Origin of the sequence: Serratia sp. LS-1 (assembly GCF_003719595.1) — a bacterium.
Taxonomy (GTDB): Bacteria; Pseudomonadota; Gammaproteobacteria; order Enterobacterales; family Enterobacteriaceae; genus Serratia; species Serratia ureilytica.
Window position 1 is genome coordinate 165,089 of record NZ_CP033504.1, and the last position, 15,332, is coordinate 180,420.

The window sequence follows — 15,332 nt, forward strand, 5'->3', positions numbered from 1 at the left end:
CGCCGGTTGTTGAACCGCATCAAATAAAAACGGTGAGCATGATGCTCACCGTTTTTTTATGCCCGCGTTTGGCGTCTGACTACACCATATTTTTCAGCCGGTAGATCCATTCCAGCGCCTGGCGCGGCGACAGGGAATCCGGATCCAGCGCCTCCAGGGCTTCTACCGCCGGCGAAGTCTCTTCCTGCAACAGCGTCATCTGGGTGGCATCAACGCTGCCCGACGCGGTGTGGCTGGAGATGGATTCCAGCTCGCGCAGCTTTTGGCGGGCGCGCTTGATGACGTCGCGCGGCACGCCGGCCAGCGCGGCGACCGCCAGGCCGTAGCTTTTGCTGGCGGCACCGTCCTGCACGCTGTGCATAAAAGCGATGGTGTCGCCGTGCTCAAGCGCGTCCAGATGCACATTGACCACGCCTTCCATTTTTTCCGGCAGCGTCGTCAGCTCGAAGTAGTGGGTGGCGAACAGCGTCATCGCTTTGATGCGGTTGGCCAGGTTCTCGGCGCAGGCCCAGGCCAGCGACAGGCCGTCGTAGGTGGAGGTGCCACGGCCGATTTCATCCATCAACACCAGGCTGTGCTCGGTGGCGTTGTGAAGAATATTGGCGGTTTCGGTCATCTCCACCATGAAGGTGGAACGGCCGGAAGCCAGATCGTCCGCCGCGCCGACGCGGGTGAAGATGCGATCCACCGGGCCGATGGTGGCTTTGGCAGCCGGAACGTAGCTGCCGATGTGCGCCATCAGCACAATCAGCGCCGTTTGCCGCATATAGGTACTTTTACCGCCCATGTTCGGACCGGTGATGATCAGCATGCGGCGCTGTGGCGACAGGGAGAGCGGGTTGGAGATAAACGGTTCGCTCAGCACCTGCTCCACCACCGGGTGGCGGCCTTCGGTAATGCGGATCCCCGGTTGTTCGCTCATGACCGGGCAGGCGTAGTTCAGGGTGTCGGCGCGCTCGGCCAGGTTGGCCAGCACGTCCAGCTCGGCCAGCGCGGCGGCGCTTTGTTGCAGTTCCGCCAGGTGCGGCAGCAGCAGATCGAACAGCTCGTCGTACAGGCTTTTCTCGATCGCCAGCGCTTTGCCCTTGGAGGTGAGTACCTTGTCTTCGTACTCTTTCAATTCCGGGATGATGTAGCGCTCGGCGTTTTTCAGCGTCTGGCGACGTACATAGTGGATCGGCACCAGGTGGCTCTGGCCGCGGCTCACCTGGATGTAGTAGCCGTGTACGCCGTTGAAGCCGACTTTGAGCGTATCCAGCCCCAGCTTTTCACGTTCGCGGATCTCCAGCCGATCGAGGTAGTCGCTGGCGCCGTCGGCCAGCGCGCGCCACTCGTCCAGCTCGCTGTTGTAACCGGGGGCGATCACGCCGCCATCGCGCACCAGCACCGGCGGCGATTCAACGATCGCGCGTTCCAGCAGTTCGCGCAGCTCGTCGAACTGGCCTACCTGAGATAGCAGTTGCTGCACATGCGGCGTATCCACATCTTGCAGCAGCGCGCGGATGTCCGGCAGTTGCTGGAAAGCATGACGCATGCGGGCCAGATCGCGCGGACGCGCAGTGCGCAGCGCCAGGCGCGCCAAAATTCGCTCCTGATCGCCCACCTGGCGCAGCGAAGGCTGCAGATCGGCGAACCGTTCCTGCAATGCGCCGATCGCCTGCTGGCGGGCGGTCAGCACCTTGATGTCTCGGGTCGGCATGTGCAGCCAGCGTTTCAGCATGCGGCTGCCCATCGGCGTGACTGTGCGATCGAGGATCGCCGCCAGCGTGTTGTCGCTGCCGCCGGACAGGCTCTGCGTCAGCTCCAGGTTGCGGCGGGTGGCGGCGTCCATGATGATGCCGTCCTGCTGACGCTCCATGGTGATGCCGCGAATGTGCGGCAGCGAAGTGCGCTGGGTATCTTTCACGTACTGCAACAGACAGCCGGCGGCGCGCAGCGCCTGATGCGCCTGCTCGACGCCGAAGCCGGTCAAATCGCGGGTGCCGAACTGCAGGTTGAGTTGTTGGCGTGCGGTCTCCAGTTCGAATTCCCACAGCGGACGGCGGCGCAGGCCGTGGCGTTGTTCGATCAGCGCCATTTGTTCGAAGGTTTCCGGGTAGAGCAGCTCGGCCGGATTGGTGCGCTGCAGCTCGGCGGCCATGGTCTCTAGATCCTGCGGCTCGGCGACGCGGAAGCGGCCGGAGCTCACGTCCAGCGTGGCGTAACCGAAGCCGCGCGCATCCTGCCAGATCGCCGCCAGCAGGTTGTCCTGGCGCTCTTGCAGCAGCGCTTCGTCGGTGATGGTGCCGGGGGTGACGATGCGTACCACTTTGCGCTCGACCGGCCCTTTACTGGTGGCCGGATCGCCGATCTGTTCACAGATGGCGACGGATTCGCCGAGTTGAACCAGCTTGGCCAGGTAGTTCTCCACCGCGTGGTGCGGCACGCCGGCCATCGGGATCGGCTCGCCCGCCGAGGCGCCGCGTTTGGTCAACGAGATATCCAGCAGTTGGGAAGCGCGCTTGGCGTCGTCGTAAAACAGCTCGTAGAAGTCACCCATGCGGTAGAACAGCAGGATTTCAGGATGCTGGGCCTTGAGGCGCAGGTACTGCTGCATCATCGGCGTGTGCGAATCGAGTTTATCGGTGCTATTCATGCGATTATTTTTCCAATCCATTGAATGTAAAGGGAACTGTGATTTTCATTGTCGTCATTCGCTATCACATTGTTTCAGCAGGCGTCGCCCCACTCAGCGCTTGGCGGGCGGCGCAAATCAAATCATCAAAACGCCAAACGGCGCACTCAAACCTGAGGTTTGCACAGACGCTTATACTAGCCCAGCGGGCAATCGGCTGTCACAGGTAAAAATGGGAAGCGCTGCGCAAGACGGGTTTGTAACGCGGTGAGATTGTTGTTCGCCTGCGGGCAACAACGCAAGTGGCCGCCCGGAGTGGTGGTGAAGCTATTGCTCGGGAGTGAGAGGCAAGGGAATGAAGTCCTGTACATTCCTTGATATAATGTCTTCAGCAAATTTGCGAACAGAGGTTGTCATGAGTAACAGCAAAAAAGTGCAGGTGGGTTATGCTAAGCCGTCCCGTACGGACATTGTGCGTTCCGTGGCGACATCAACGGCGGTTGAAACAGGTCAACCCTCAGCCAGAGTTGAAGCTTCTTTAGAAGAAGCGCGTAAAAAATTTGCTCATTTACGCCTTGCCTAATACCTTCTTAGTGCTTGACTGACCCAGTGTTTCATCGGTTCGTAGTTCATGTTCATACCTGAGTGAATCGCTGAGATATATTGGGCTCTGTTTTGTTCCCAGCTTTGATAATCCAACGGTTTATGCCCGCCCTGAACCGCCATCACATCGGCCAACAGCCGTGACAAACGGCCATTCCCTTCTCTGAAGGGATGTATGAGTATCAGTTCAACATGGATTATTGCAATCGCTTCTATCAGCTGTTCTTCGCTCATGGCTGAGCAAGGTGTGTAACGAGCCAGGTATTCCACCTCGAAATCGTCCAGTAGTTTGGGCAATCGCGTCGAAGGGGCAAACATAAAGCCCCCTTTGCTGATATTGACAGTTCTTGCTTGTCCAGCCCATGCATAGATATTGCCTAACCAGCGGCGATGCCAGCCCTTGATCATCTCGACTGTGATTTTCCCTAACGGAAAATGCTGTTCGAAAACGGAATGGTAGAGCTGTTCCAGCAATACCAATTCGGCATCGTCGAGTTCATTGCTATCGGCAATACCCAGCTTGTTGGCTAGAACTTGCTCGCCGGATTCTTTCTCATATTGGCCTTCGCTGCTGGAAACATGGTATCGGCTCATGCTTACGCTCGGTAAATGAGGCGGGAGATAAGGCAAGTATAATCAGCGATACGCGGCGGAACAATTTAATTAAAATCAGGTTGTTAAGTTAGGATTAATCATAAGTATGATTAATGGCATCGAAGTAAATAGTTTCAATTTATTGGATGTTAACGATACAACGCGAGTGGCCGCCCGCTGAGGCGGCGTAGAGGTTATTGCGCGGCGGTGAGAGGCAAGGGCAGTTGATAGATGCGGAAGCTGTCGGGCACTTCGGTTTCATGGCCGGGCAGCAGGCGGTGGCGGATGCGCGACTCGCTGACGAAGGCGCAGCCTTGTGGGGTGATAGTCAGGTTGACCGGCGACTCCATGCCTTCGCGCAAGACCTCAATCCGATGCATGCCGGTCGCTTTTGGCAACGCGATCCGCAGGATCCGCCCTTGGCCGCTCTGGATCCCGTTCTCCAGCACGATCAATGCGCCGTCCGGCGCCAATCCCATTCCCGTCCGGGTTTTCAATCAGGCGCGGCAGCTGCATTTCCGTCAGCTGCGGCTTTGGATCGTGATAGCTGAGAGTGTAAAGCTTACCGGTGCCGAAATTGGCGACAGCCATCAGCCGATCGTCGAGCAGCACGATCCCGGCCGCGCCCAGCCCGCTCGGAGCCGCCAACCGCGCATCCTGAAACAGCGTACTGAATGCCGCTTCGCCCGGCCGCAGGCGCAGGATGCCGCCGCCTCGGGTTTCTGTCACGTACACCGTACCGTCTGTGCCGAGCACGATATCGTTGCCCATTTCCCCCGTCGGCAGCGCCAGGCTGCGGTTGAGCGTGCCATCGGCGACGTTCAGCGCATAGATGCGGTTGGCGCGCGATTTGCCGCCGGAAAGGAAGTCCGGCGAATTGCCCCATAGCAACCCGCGCCGTTCGTCCAGCCGCAGCGCGTTTGAGGCGAACACCGTGTCAGCGCCAGGGAAAAAGGTTTCCCACGCTTTACCCGGCCGCTTGCGCAGCACGTTGCCGCTGGTGATCAGCCCGACATACAGCGTGCCGTCCGCCGCGCGGGCGATGCCGTTGGGATAAAGCGCGCCGGGCGGCAGCGTCATGCTGCTTTCGGCGCAGTGGGTATTGGCGGCGGCCTGCGCCGGAGTGGTCAGGGGGAGTGCGGCGGCGAGGGTGAACAACGCTGCTCGCGCGGTAAGCACATATGACATGTTTCTCTCCTGGAATGACGGAAAAGGGGCTACCAGCGATCGGGGCGGGCAGCGTGCGCCATCGGCGCCTCCAGCGCGGCCACGTCTTGCGGCGATAAGCTGAGATTAAGCGCCGCTAGCGCATCCTGTAGATGGTGCGGCTTGGACATGCCCACCAGCGGTGACGCCACGCCGGGTTTGGCCAGCAGCCAGGCCAGCGCGATCTGCGCCGGTGGAACGCCGCGCGTGGCCGCCACCTCCGCTACCGCTGCGACGGTGCGTTCTACTTCGTTTCTGCCGCCGTACCAACGGGGCGCCTGTTCGTCGGTGGCGGCGCGCAGCGTGCCGGCGTTGCCGGAACCGGCCAGCACGCCGCGGGCCAGCGGCGACCAGGGCGTCAGGCTGAGCCCCTCCTCCAGACACAGGGGGATCAGCTCCTCTTCATCTTCACGCGTCACCAGGTTGTATTGGCCTTGCAGCGAAATAAACGGCGCCAGGCGGTGCTGACGCTGAAAGGCCAGCATTTTCATCAGGCGCCAGGCGTGCAGCGAGGAGGCGCCGAGATAGCGAATCTTGCCCGCCCGTACCAGGCCGTCGAGGGTGTCGGCGGTTTCTTCGATCGGCGTTTCGGTGTCGAAGCGGTGCAGCACAAACAGATCGAGGTAATCCGTCCCCAACCGCTGCAAAGAGGCGTCGACGCTGTGCAGCAGGTGCTTGCGCGACAGCCCTCGGCTGTTCGGCTGCGCGTCCATTGGAAAGTAGGCCTTGGTGGCGATCACCACGTCTTCGCGGCGGGCGAACGCCTTCAGGGCGCGGCCGAGAATGCGCTCGCTTTCTCCGCCGGAGTAAATGTTGGCGGTATCGAAAAAATTGATGCCCGCTTCCAGCGCTTCGCGGATAAAGGGGCGCGCTTCATCTTCCTTCAGCACCCAGGGGCGCCAGGCCGGATCGCCATAGGTCATGCAGCCTAGGCAGAGACGAGACACTTTCAGGCCGCTGTCGCCAAGCCGAACGTAGTTCATGGCATCATCTCCTCAGCGCATGCCGGCGATGGTGTAACCGCCGTCCACCAGCAGGCTTTGGCCGGTGATGAAGCGGGCCTCGTCCGTCGCCAACCACAGCGCCACATCGCCGATGTCTTCCGATTCGCCCAGGCGGCCGGCGGGCGTATGGGCGATAAAGGGCGCGAACGCCGCGCTGTCGGCTACGCTGCCGCGCGCCATCGGCGTGTCGATGATGCCGGGGTTGATGTTGTTGACGCGGATGCCCTGGCCGCTGTATTCGAGCGCTACCGCGCGGATCATCGCATCGAGCGCCCCTTTGCTGGCGGAGTAGCTGGATGAGCCGGCCAGCGCGCCGTGGGTCAGCCAGGAGGAGGTGTTGATGATCACGCCGCCCGACCGCTGAGCCAGGAAGGTTTCAATCTCGTATTTCATCGCCAGCCAGACGCCTCTGAGGTTAATGGCAATCACCCGGTCAAAATCCTCGCTGCTCTGTTCGGTGATGGGGGCGAAGTTGCCGATGATGCCGGCGTTGTTGAAAGCGACGTCGAGCCGGCCGTAGTGGGCGGTCACCGCGGCGAGTAGCCGGCGGATATCGTCTTCTTGGGAGACGTCGGTCACGATGGGCAGGGCATCGCCGCCAGCCAGCGCGATATCGCGCGCCGTGGCTTCGATCTCCGCCGCGCGCCGGCCGGCCAGCGCCACGTTGGCGCCTTCGCGGGCATAGGCCAGCGCGGCGGCGCGGCCGATGCCGGTGCCGCCGCCGCTCACCAGTACGACTTTGCCCGCCAGACGGCGCGGCGTTTCATGGGTTGGAGCTGTAGCATTAATCATCGCATCGATACCTGGTAATGGGTTCGATCGCAATGCTATGTTGTTAGATGACGGATAACTATCCGCTAAAAATTCATCTCACTATTAGATAATTTATATCAATAGCATGAAGAAACCCGAACTGTCCGGCCTGGCGGCCTTCGTGGCTATCGCCAGTGAACGCAGCTTCCGCCGCGCCGCCGCCCGATTGGGCGTGACGCCGCCGACGCTGACCCACACCCTGCGCGAACTTGAAGCGCAGGTGGGCATTCGCCTGCTGAACCGCACCACCCGTAACGTCTCGCCGACGGAGGCCGGAGAGCATCTGCTGGCGCAGCTGGTGCCGGCTTTTACCGACATCGACGCCGCGCTGGAGAGCCTGAATGCGTTTCGCGAAGGGCCACGCGGCCTGGTGCGTATCAACGCGCCGCGTTCGGCGATCGATCTCGCCATCGTGCCGCATCTGGGACGGCTGGCCAGCGAATACCCCGGCATTACGCTGGAAGTGGTGGCGGACGAGGGGTTCGCCAACATCGTCGAGCAAGGCTTTGACGCTGGCATCCGGCTCGGCGAGGATCTGCACAACGATATGCGCGCGGTGCGCCTGACGCCGGATCTGCGTTTTGCCATCGTCGCCACGCCGGATTACTTTCAACGGCACGGTGAACCGACGCACCCGCAGGATTTACTGCAGCATCGCTGCATCAGTTGGCGCAAAGCTTCTTCAGGCGAGCGCTACAAATGGGCCTTTCAGCAGGGGGAGCAGCGGTTTTCCGTGGCGGTCAACAGCCCGTTGATACTCGATGACGGCAGGATGATGGTGCAGGCGGCGCTGGCGAACGTCGGCATCGCTTTTGCCATCGAGCAGGAGGCAGAGGAATACCTGGCGAGCGGGCGGCTGCGGCGGGTGCTGGCCGATTGGTGCGCGCCGTTTCCCGGTTTTTACCTCTATTACCCCAACCGCAGAAACCATTCCGTGGCGCTGGCCACGGTGATTGAGTTGCTGCGTCTGCCCACGTAATCCTCTTCGCCTGCCATCGCGTTCGGTTGGCAGTGGGTGAATCAAGCTTGAACTATTTTTATTCCCACGCCGTTTGTTCGGGCGCAAATAAACCCTTAAATTCTCAGCGAGTTTATAACTTGCTGTTTATAATTGCTATTTGATTATTTATTACGAATATTCTGAGTTTTTATCGGTTATTTGAGAGCCCGGTCACACTATTTTTTTGTGCGAAATGTGAAGAGGGTCAATCCATCAGGTCAATGAGAGACGGTTCTGTCTCCTTCTGGCTTACCGATCCGTTTTTCATGCTCCGTATACTGTCTGTAACCAGGGCAACGTGACGGAAATTTTCATAAGGAATGTGCGTGAAGCAATCGTGATTGCATCTGGCATACAAATAACACCGGGTTTTTTTGATTATCTGAGGTGCTTGGTATGGAAAAGAAAAAAATCTATCTGTTTTGTTCTGCCGGTATGTCCACTTCCCTGTTGGTATCAAAAATGAAGGCGCAGGCCGAAAAATATGAAGTGCCGGTGATCATCGCCGCCTATCCGGAAGCGCTGGCCGCGGAGAAGGGGGTTGAAGCGGATCTGATCCTGCTGGGGCCGCAGATCGCCTACACCCTGCCGGAAGTGCAGAAACAGTTGCCCAATAAACCTGTTGAAGTCATCGATCCGCTGCTGTACGGCAAGGTCGATGGGCTGGGCGTGCTGAAGGCCGCGGTGGCCGCCATCAAGAAAGCCAATCAATAACAGGAGGCCGCCGTGAATACCCTCATTGCCTCGCTCGAGAAGGTTATCCTGCCTTTCGCCGTAAAAATCGGTAAGCAGCCCCACGTCAACGCCATCAAAAACGGCTTTATCCGCCTGATGCCGCTGACCTTGACCGGGGCGATGTTCGTGTTGATCAACAACGTGTTCCTGAGCTTTGGCGAGGGATCGTTCTTCTATTCGCTGGGCGTGCGATTGGACGCCTCCACCATCGAGACGCTCAATAGCCTGAAGAGTATTGGCGGCAGCGTTTACAACGGTACGTTGGGGATCATGTCCCTGATGACGCCGTTCTTTATCAGCATGGCGCTGGCCGAAGAGCGCAAGGTCGATCCCCTGGCCTCGGCGTTGCTGGCGGTGGCGGCCTTCATGACCGTCACGCCGTTCAACGTCGGCGAGGCCTATGCGGTGGGCGCCAATTGGCTGGGCGGCGCCAACATCATTTCCGGTATGGTGATCGGGCTGGCGGTGGCTGAGATGTTTGCCTTCATCGTGCGGCGCAACTGGGTGATCAGCCTGCCGGACAGCGTGCCGGCTTCGGTGTCGCGCTCCTTCTCGGCGCTGATCCCCGGCTTCATCATCCTCTCCATCATGGGGCTGGTGGCGTTCGCGCTGGCGCACTGGGGCACCAACTTCCACCAGATCATCATGGACGGCATTTCGGCGCCGCTGGCCAAGATGGGCAGCGTGGTGGGCTGGGTATACGTGCTTTTCTCTTCGCTGCTGTGGTTCTTTGGGGTACACGGTTCCATGGCGCTGGCGGCGCTGGACAGCGGCATCATGACGCCTTTCGCGCTGGAAAACGTGGAGCTGTACAATAAATACGGTTCGGTCGAGGCGGCGGTGGCCGCCGGCAAAGAGTTCCACATGTGGGCGAAACCGTTCGTCGACTCTTATATTTACCTCGGCGGCACCGGTTCGACGCTGGGCCTGATCATCGCCATCTTCATCGCCTCGCGCCGCGAAGATTACCGCCAGGTCGCCAAACTGGCGACGCCATCCGGCATTTTCCAGATCAACGAACCTATCCTGTTCGGTTTGCCGGTGATCATGAACCCGGTGATGTTCATTCCGTTCATCCTGGTTCAGCCGGTGCTGACCCTTATCACCTCGCTGGCTTACTACTCCGGGCTGATCCCGCCGATCACCAACATCGCGCCTTGGACCATGCCGGTCGGCCTGGGAGCGTTCTTCAACACCAACGGCAGCATCATGGCCCTGTTGCTGAGCTTGTTCAACCTGGCGGTCGCCACCGTGATTTATCTGCCGTTCGTGGCGATTTCCAACAAGGCGCAAAGCCAGATCGACGCGGCGACGGAAAGCGAAGAAGACATCGCCAAGGCGCTGAAATTCTAACTGTGGAACGGGGCGGCGCGGCCGCCCCGCGAGGGACGCGAATATGGAATATCAATTTGCCGACGGGTTTTGGTGGGGCAGCGCCACCTCCGCGCCGCAGTCTGAAGGTGCGGCAGCGCGGGACGGCAAGAGCCGCAACATCTTCGACTATTGGTACGAGATCGCGCCCGAGCGCTTTCACGATCGGGTGGGGCCGGCCGAGGCCTCGACCTTTTATGACCATTTCCGCACCGATATCGGGCTGCTCAAAACGCTGGGCCACAATACCTTCAGAACCTCGATCTCGTGGTCACGGCTGATCCCGGACGGGGACGGCGAGGTGAACCCGCAGGCGGCGGCATTCTACAACGCGATGATCGACGAGCTGTTGGCGCAGGGCATCACCCCGTTTATCAATCTCTACCACTTCGATATGCCGCTGTGCATGCAGCAGCGCGGCGGCTGGGAAAGCCGGGCGGTGATCGACGCCTATGCGCGTTACGCCGACATCTGCTTCGGCCTGTTTGGCGATCGGGTTACCCACTGGTTCACCTTCAACGAGCCGATCGTGCCGGTAGAGGCCGGTTACCTGAATGACTTGCACTACCCTTGCGTGGTGGACTTCAAACGGGCGGTCACCGTGGCGTATCACAGCGTGCTGGCGCACGCCATGGCGGTGCAGCGTTTCAGAGCGCGGGGGCTGCCGGGGAGCATCGGCATCATTTTGAACCTGAGCCCAACCTATCCGCGCTCCGACGCGCCGGAGGATCTGCAGGCGGCACACGACGCCGATCTGTTGCTCAATCGCAGCTTTCTCGACCCGGTCGCCAAAGGGCGTTATCCGGCGGCGTTGCTGCATCTGTTGGCGCAGCATGGGCTGATGCCTTACTGCGAACCGCAGGACGCGCAACTGATCGAAGGCGGCGTGGTGGATATCCTCGGCGTCAACTACTACCAGCCGCGCAGGGTACAGGCGAAAGCAGGGCGCCGCGCCGGGGAGCCGATCGCGCTGCCGGAGGACTTGTTCAGTTACTATGCAATGCCGGGCCGCAAAATCAATCCGCATCGCGGCTGGGAGATCTATGAGAAGGGGTTGTACGACATTCTGATGGATCTAAAAGAGAACTACGGCAATCTGCCTTGTTATATTTCCGAAAACGGCATGGGCGTTGAGGGCGAAGAGGCGTTTATCGGCGCCGATGGGCGGGTGGAGGACGATTACCGCATCGAGTTTATTCGCGATCACCTGAAGTGGCTGCACCGCGCGCTGGCGGAAGGCTCGCAGTGCAAGGGCTATCATCTGTGGACCTTTATCGACTGCTGGTCCTGGCTGAACGCCTACAAGAATCGTTATGGGCTGGTGCGGCTGGATCGGGCGGAGCAGCGGCGCACCATCAAAAAAAGCGGCTACTGGTTTGCCGAGGCGGCCAGACGCAACGGATTTGACTAACGGGAGGCCGGGGCCGTGTCCGATAACCGAATTTCGCTGAGTGCGAACGACGTGAAGCTGATTCGCGAGCAGGATTTCTTTAACTGCAAAGACTTTCACCTGTTTATCTATAACAAGGTGGAAAGCGCCACCGGGCTGCATCAGCACGACTATTACGAATTCACCATCGTGCTGAGCGGCAAATGCTATCAGGAGATCAACGGCAAGCGGGTGCTGCTGGAACGCGGGGATTTCGTCTTTATCCCTATCGGCTCCTACCACCAGAGCTTTTACGAGTTCGGCGCGACGAAAATCTTCAACGTGGCGGTCAGCAAAGCGTTCTTTGAAGAGCACTATTTGCAGCAACTGCCGCGCTGCTTTGTCGCCTCGCAGGCCTACAGCCTGAGAAGCGAGTTTTTGGCCTATATCGAATCGGTGGTGAGTTCGCCGCAGTTTCGCGAGGACGATTTCGCCGAATTTCTCGAAACGCTGACCTTCTACGTGATCAGCCGTATTCGTCACTATAAAGAAGACACCGACGGCGGCGATGATATCCCGCAGTGGCTGAAGAACACCCTCGCCGGCATGCATGACAAGGCGATGTTCGGCGAGCGGGCGTTGGCGAACATGGTGGCGCTGTCGGGGAAAACTCAGGAGTACCTGACCCGGGCGATGCGGCGCTACTACCAGAAGACGCCGATGCAGGTGATCAATGAGATCCGCATCAACTTCGCCAAGACGCAGCTGGAGGTCACCAACTATTCGGTCTCCGACATCGCCTTTGATTCCGGCTATGGCGATGTCAGCCTGTTCATTAAAAACTTCAAGCGGCTCACCGACGTGACCCCAGGCAACTACCGAAAAAAGTGTTACGGCCCTCTTTAGGGCCGCTCCCGATCAGTATCAACGTCGATATGCCGATGAGCTTCAGGGCGCCGGTCGGTTAATCATTTGATTTTTATCTTAGCGAAGGGGAATGCCGCACCGGTCGGTCGGCCCTCCCTTGCCAAAAATTCATCCCGCGGGAGCCACTATGGAAAAACTACTGATCGTGAATGCCGACGATTTCGGTCTGAGCAAAGGACAGAACTATGGCGTTATCGAGGCGTATCAGCATGGCGTCGTTTCCTCCACCACGGCAATGGTGAACGGCGGCGGCGCGGAGCATGCTGCAGCGCTCAGCCGGCAATATCCCGGATTGCCGATCGGGCTGCACTTCGTTTTGACCCATGGCAGGCCGCTGGGCGCCATGCCTTCGCTGGTCAACGAGCGCGGCGAATTGGGCAAATGGCTGTGGCGCCGCGCCGAGGCCGGCGAGCTGCCGCTGGACGAGATTCAGGAAGAGCTGCAGCGCCAGTTCGCGCGGTTCGTGACGCTGTTCGGCAGGCCGCCGACGCACATTGACAGCCACCACCATGTGCATATGCAGCCGCAGATTTACCCGCTGGTGGAGGCGTTCGCGCTGGCGCATGATCTGCCGCTGCGCATCGATCGCGAAGAGGCGAAACGGCGCGACATTGCGTTGCAGACTCCCTGCAGCACCGACGCGTTTGACGCGGGATTCTACGGTGAAATGATTTCCGAAGCCTTGTTCTTGCAGCGGTTGGCGCGCGCCGACGAGCAGGGCGCCGAGTCATTGGAAATGATGTGCCACCCGGCCTTCCTCGACGCGACGATCCTGCAGAGCCAATACTGCCATCCGCGCCTCGCCGAGCTGGATGTGTTGACCGCGCCGACGCTGAAAGCGGCGATCGCCGAACGCGGTTTTCTGCTGGGCTCTTTCCGGGATCTGTAACGCAGTCATTTACAGCATGGCGTGCGCCTTTTTCAGACCGGTGTCTTCTTCCGGATCCGCCCCCTGAGCTGAGGGTTCCGCTTCCTGTTCTTCGGGCTGCGGCTCCTCGACATCGGGCGCCGCTTCCGGCGGCGGCATGGTGTCGTGAATGATCTGCTCATCGAAGGTTGGATTGAGCGCCGGTGACAGCGGCGAGCTGGCGAGGCTGTCCGGCAGTGCAATATGCGGCACCGGCGCGTCCTGCGCCAGCTGCGGTTCCTCTGCTTTGGCCGTCCGGCTCAGGGCTGCCAGCAGCACGCCGCACAGGGCGAAGAAGGCGTACAGAATATTGCCGCCAAGCGGCTCGATCAGCGCGCCGACCGCCAACGGCCCGATGCTGGCGCCGACGCCGAACGCCATCAGCAGACAGGCGGCCAGCGAGACGCGGCGCTCCGGCTCGATCAGATCGTTGGCCAGCGCCACCGCCAGCGGGTAGAGCGTAAACTGCAGCATGCTGACGACGAATCCTACCGCCAGCAGCAGCGGAAAATCGATGTGCGGCAGCAGCGCCAGCGGCAGCGCCGCCACGATCAGCAGAATGGCGTTGAGGCGCATCAGCAAGGGGCGGTTATAGCGATCCGACAGCCAACTGAGCGGGAATTGCGCCACCAGCCCGGCGAAGATGGAGAGCGCCATGAACAGGCCGGTTTGCTGAGTGGTTAAGGACTGCAGGCTGGCGTAGACCGGCGCCAGTCCGTAAAATGAGCCCACGACCATACCGATCACCAGCGTGGTGGCCAGCACCTTGGGAATGGCGCCGACAAAATAACGCAGTTCCATCGGCGCCGGCGACATGTGGCGCGCATTGGTGCGGGTAGTCAGAGCGATCGGCACCAGACAGAGCGCGAAGCACAGCGCGATCACCAGCAGCGTGGCGATGCCCAGATTGCTTTGCAGCATCAGCACGATCTGGCCCAGCGACATGCCGAGATAGGTCGCCGCCATATAGAAGCCGAACACCATGCCGCGCTGGTTGGATTCCGCCTGGTCGTTCAACCAGCTCTCCAGCACCATGTACTGACACATCATGCATAGGCCGATCACCAGGCGCAGCGCGACCCAGGCGGGAATGAACTCCGTCAGGCCGTGGCCCAGCACCGCGGCGGTGATGATGCCGGCGCAGGCCACGTAGGCGCGGATATGCCCGACGCGGGCGATGAGAAAGTGGCCGACCTTGCCGCCGATCACCAGCCCGATGTAGTTGGCGGCGATGATGGCGCCGATCAGCGCGCTGCTGACGTGAATGGAGGTCAGCCGCAGCGAGACGTAGGTAGTGAGCAGGCCTGAGCCCAACAGCAGCAGCAGGGTGGTGGTGTACAACGGCAAAAATACGCCCAACGTTTTTTTCACTCTATCATCCTAATCTCTTCTGGTGCGCCCTGAGGCCGCCGCCGCAGCGTGCCGCCTCCGTGATGTTCCTTGTGCTGGTGCGCCGCCGCTCGATGGGGCGCTTCTTTTGATACTAGCAGCTTGGCCGGGCGCTTAAAACCGCACCTCCTGCGAGGCGCTGCGCATTTCTGCGCGCCAGCCGCCGCGCCGCCTTGATAAATGCTACTATCGGGCGCATATACCTGAATTCGCGAGGGAGGGGTTATGAGTCAAAACCAATTGCGCCGGCTCAGCGTGCTGGCAGGGGAAAAACTGAAGGCGCAGGGCCGCTGGATCACCTGCGCGGAATCCTGCACCGGCGGCGGCATCGCCAAGGCCATTACCGATGTCGCGGGCAGCTCTGCCTATTTCGATCGCGGATTCGTGACCTACAGCAATGCGGCGAAGCATGATCTGCTGGGGGTGAGCGAAGCGACGTTGGCGGCGCATGGCGCGGTCAGCGAAGAGGTGGTGCGCGAGATGGCCATAGGGGCGCTGCGGGCGGCGCAGGCCGATCTGGCGCTGTCGGTGAGCGGCATCGCCGGCCCGGACGGCGGCAGCGCGGAAAAGCCGGTCGGCACCGTGTGGTTCGGCTTCGCCAGCAGCGATGGCCGGGGGCTGTCGCGCAAGATGCAATTCGAGGGCGACCGCGATGCGGTGCGGCTGCAGGCGACGATTTTCGCGCTGCAAACCGCCATCGACGAATTTTTGTAAATTAGGCTTGATACTGTATGACCATACAGTATAATTGGTGACATTTCCTGCACAACATACATTCAGTGGCAGTGTGGGGTAACACC

At 60.3% G+C, this 15,332-nt stretch carries 15 protein-coding genes; 8 read left to right on the top strand and 7 right to left on the bottom strand.

Annotation, left to right across the window (positions count from 1 at the left end):
- Positions 1-79: 79 nt before the first annotated feature.
- Positions 80-2,635: a DNA mismatch repair protein MutS gene (mutS, locus tag EDY99_RS00720; protein WP_033644194.1), complete on the bottom strand. Its 2,556-nt coding sequence runs from the start codon at positions 2,633-2,635 to the stop codon at positions 80-82.
- A 394-nt stretch (positions 2,636-3,029) separates the two neighbouring features.
- On the opposite strand from mutS, the gene EDY99_RS24455 reads away from it, so the two are divergent.
- Positions 3,030-3,197 carry a hypothetical protein gene (locus EDY99_RS24455; protein WP_164489250.1) on the top strand — a complete coding sequence of 56 codons (168 nt, stop codon included), beginning with the start codon at positions 3,030-3,032 and terminating at the stop codon, positions 3,195-3,197.
- Here EDY99_RS24455 and EDY99_RS00725 read toward each other — a convergent pair.
- From EDY99_RS00725 to EDY99_RS00740, 5 genes are all read right to left on the bottom strand, one after another.
- Entirely contained in the window at positions 3,194-3,811 is a 618-nt protein-coding gene (locus EDY99_RS00725; RefSeq protein ID WP_089191196.1) for a Fic family protein, read from the bottom strand. The genes EDY99_RS24455 and EDY99_RS00725 overlap by 4 nt on opposite strands.
- 194 nt (positions 3,812-4,005) lie before the next feature.
- Positions 4,006-4,191 carry a hypothetical protein gene (locus tag EDY99_RS24740; protein WP_232094645.1) on the bottom strand — a complete coding sequence of 62 codons (186 nt, stop codon included), beginning with the start codon at positions 4,189-4,191 and terminating at the stop codon, positions 4,006-4,008.
- Positions 4,178-4,999, bottom strand: coding sequence for a hypothetical protein (locus EDY99_RS00730; protein ID WP_232094646.1), 822 nt, complete (start codon positions 4,997-4,999; stop codon positions 4,178-4,180). The genes EDY99_RS24740 and EDY99_RS00730 overlap by 14 nt, the downstream gene beginning before the upstream one ends.
- Positions 5,000-5,028: 29 nt before the next feature.
- Complete coding sequence (locus EDY99_RS00735) at positions 5,029-6,000, bottom strand: aldo/keto reductase (RefSeq protein ID WP_033641894.1); 972 nt, start codon at positions 5,998-6,000, stop codon at positions 5,029-5,031.
- 12 nt (positions 6,001-6,012) lie between these two features.
- Entirely contained in the window at positions 6,013-6,813 is an 801-nt protein-coding gene (locus tag EDY99_RS00740; protein WP_049866646.1) for an SDR family NAD(P)-dependent oxidoreductase, read from the bottom strand.
- Positions 6,814-6,919: 106 nt separating this feature from the next.
- Between EDY99_RS00740 and EDY99_RS00745 the strand changes: the two genes are divergently transcribed.
- The 6 genes from EDY99_RS00745 (at position 6,920) to chbG (ending at position 13,125) form a co-directional block, all read left to right on the top strand.
- Positions 6,920-7,813 carry a LysR family transcriptional regulator gene (locus EDY99_RS00745; protein ID WP_123061396.1) on the top strand — a complete coding sequence of 298 codons (894 nt, stop codon included), beginning with the start codon at positions 6,920-6,922 and terminating at the stop codon, positions 7,811-7,813.
- A 417-nt stretch (positions 7,814-8,230) separates the two neighbouring features.
- Positions 8,231-8,548 (top strand): PTS sugar transporter subunit IIB, encoded by a 318-nt coding sequence (locus tag EDY99_RS00750; RefSeq protein WP_004932561.1) that lies wholly within the window; start codon positions 8,231-8,233, stop codon positions 8,546-8,548.
- Between the two features lie 12 nt (positions 8,549-8,560).
- Positions 8,561-9,922: a PTS N,N'-diacetylchitobiose transporter subunit IIC gene (gene chbC, locus EDY99_RS00755; RefSeq protein WP_033641899.1), complete on the top strand. Its 1,362-nt coding sequence runs from the start codon at positions 8,561-8,563 to the stop codon at positions 9,920-9,922.
- Between the two features lie 43 nt (positions 9,923-9,965).
- Complete coding sequence (locus tag EDY99_RS00760; protein WP_060659937.1) at positions 9,966-11,351, top strand: glycoside hydrolase family 1 protein; 1,386 nt, start codon at positions 9,966-9,968, stop codon at positions 11,349-11,351.
- 15 nt (positions 11,352-11,366) lie between these two features.
- Positions 11,367-12,215 (top strand): transcriptional regulator ChbR, encoded by an 849-nt coding sequence (gene chbR / locus EDY99_RS00765; RefSeq protein WP_004932550.1) that lies wholly within the window; start codon positions 11,367-11,369, stop codon positions 12,213-12,215.
- A gap of 148 nt (positions 12,216-12,363) precedes the next feature.
- Positions 12,364-13,125, top strand: a complete 762-nt coding sequence (chbG, locus tag EDY99_RS00770; protein ID WP_033641902.1) for a chitin disaccharide deacetylase — start codon at positions 12,364-12,366, stop codon at positions 13,123-13,125.
- A gap of 9 nt (positions 13,126-13,134) precedes the next feature.
- Here the strand turns inward: chbG and EDY99_RS00775 are convergent, their stop codons facing one another.
- Entirely contained in the window at positions 13,135-14,514 is a 1,380-nt protein-coding gene (locus EDY99_RS00775; RefSeq protein WP_033641904.1) for an MFS transporter, read from the bottom strand.
- Between the two features lie 243 nt (positions 14,515-14,757).
- Between EDY99_RS00775 and pncC the strand changes: the two genes are divergently transcribed.
- Positions 14,758-15,246 (top strand): nicotinamide-nucleotide amidase, encoded by a 489-nt coding sequence (gene pncC / locus EDY99_RS00780; protein WP_033641905.1) that lies wholly within the window; start codon positions 14,758-14,760, stop codon positions 15,244-15,246.
- Positions 15,247-15,332 lie beyond the last annotated feature (86 nt).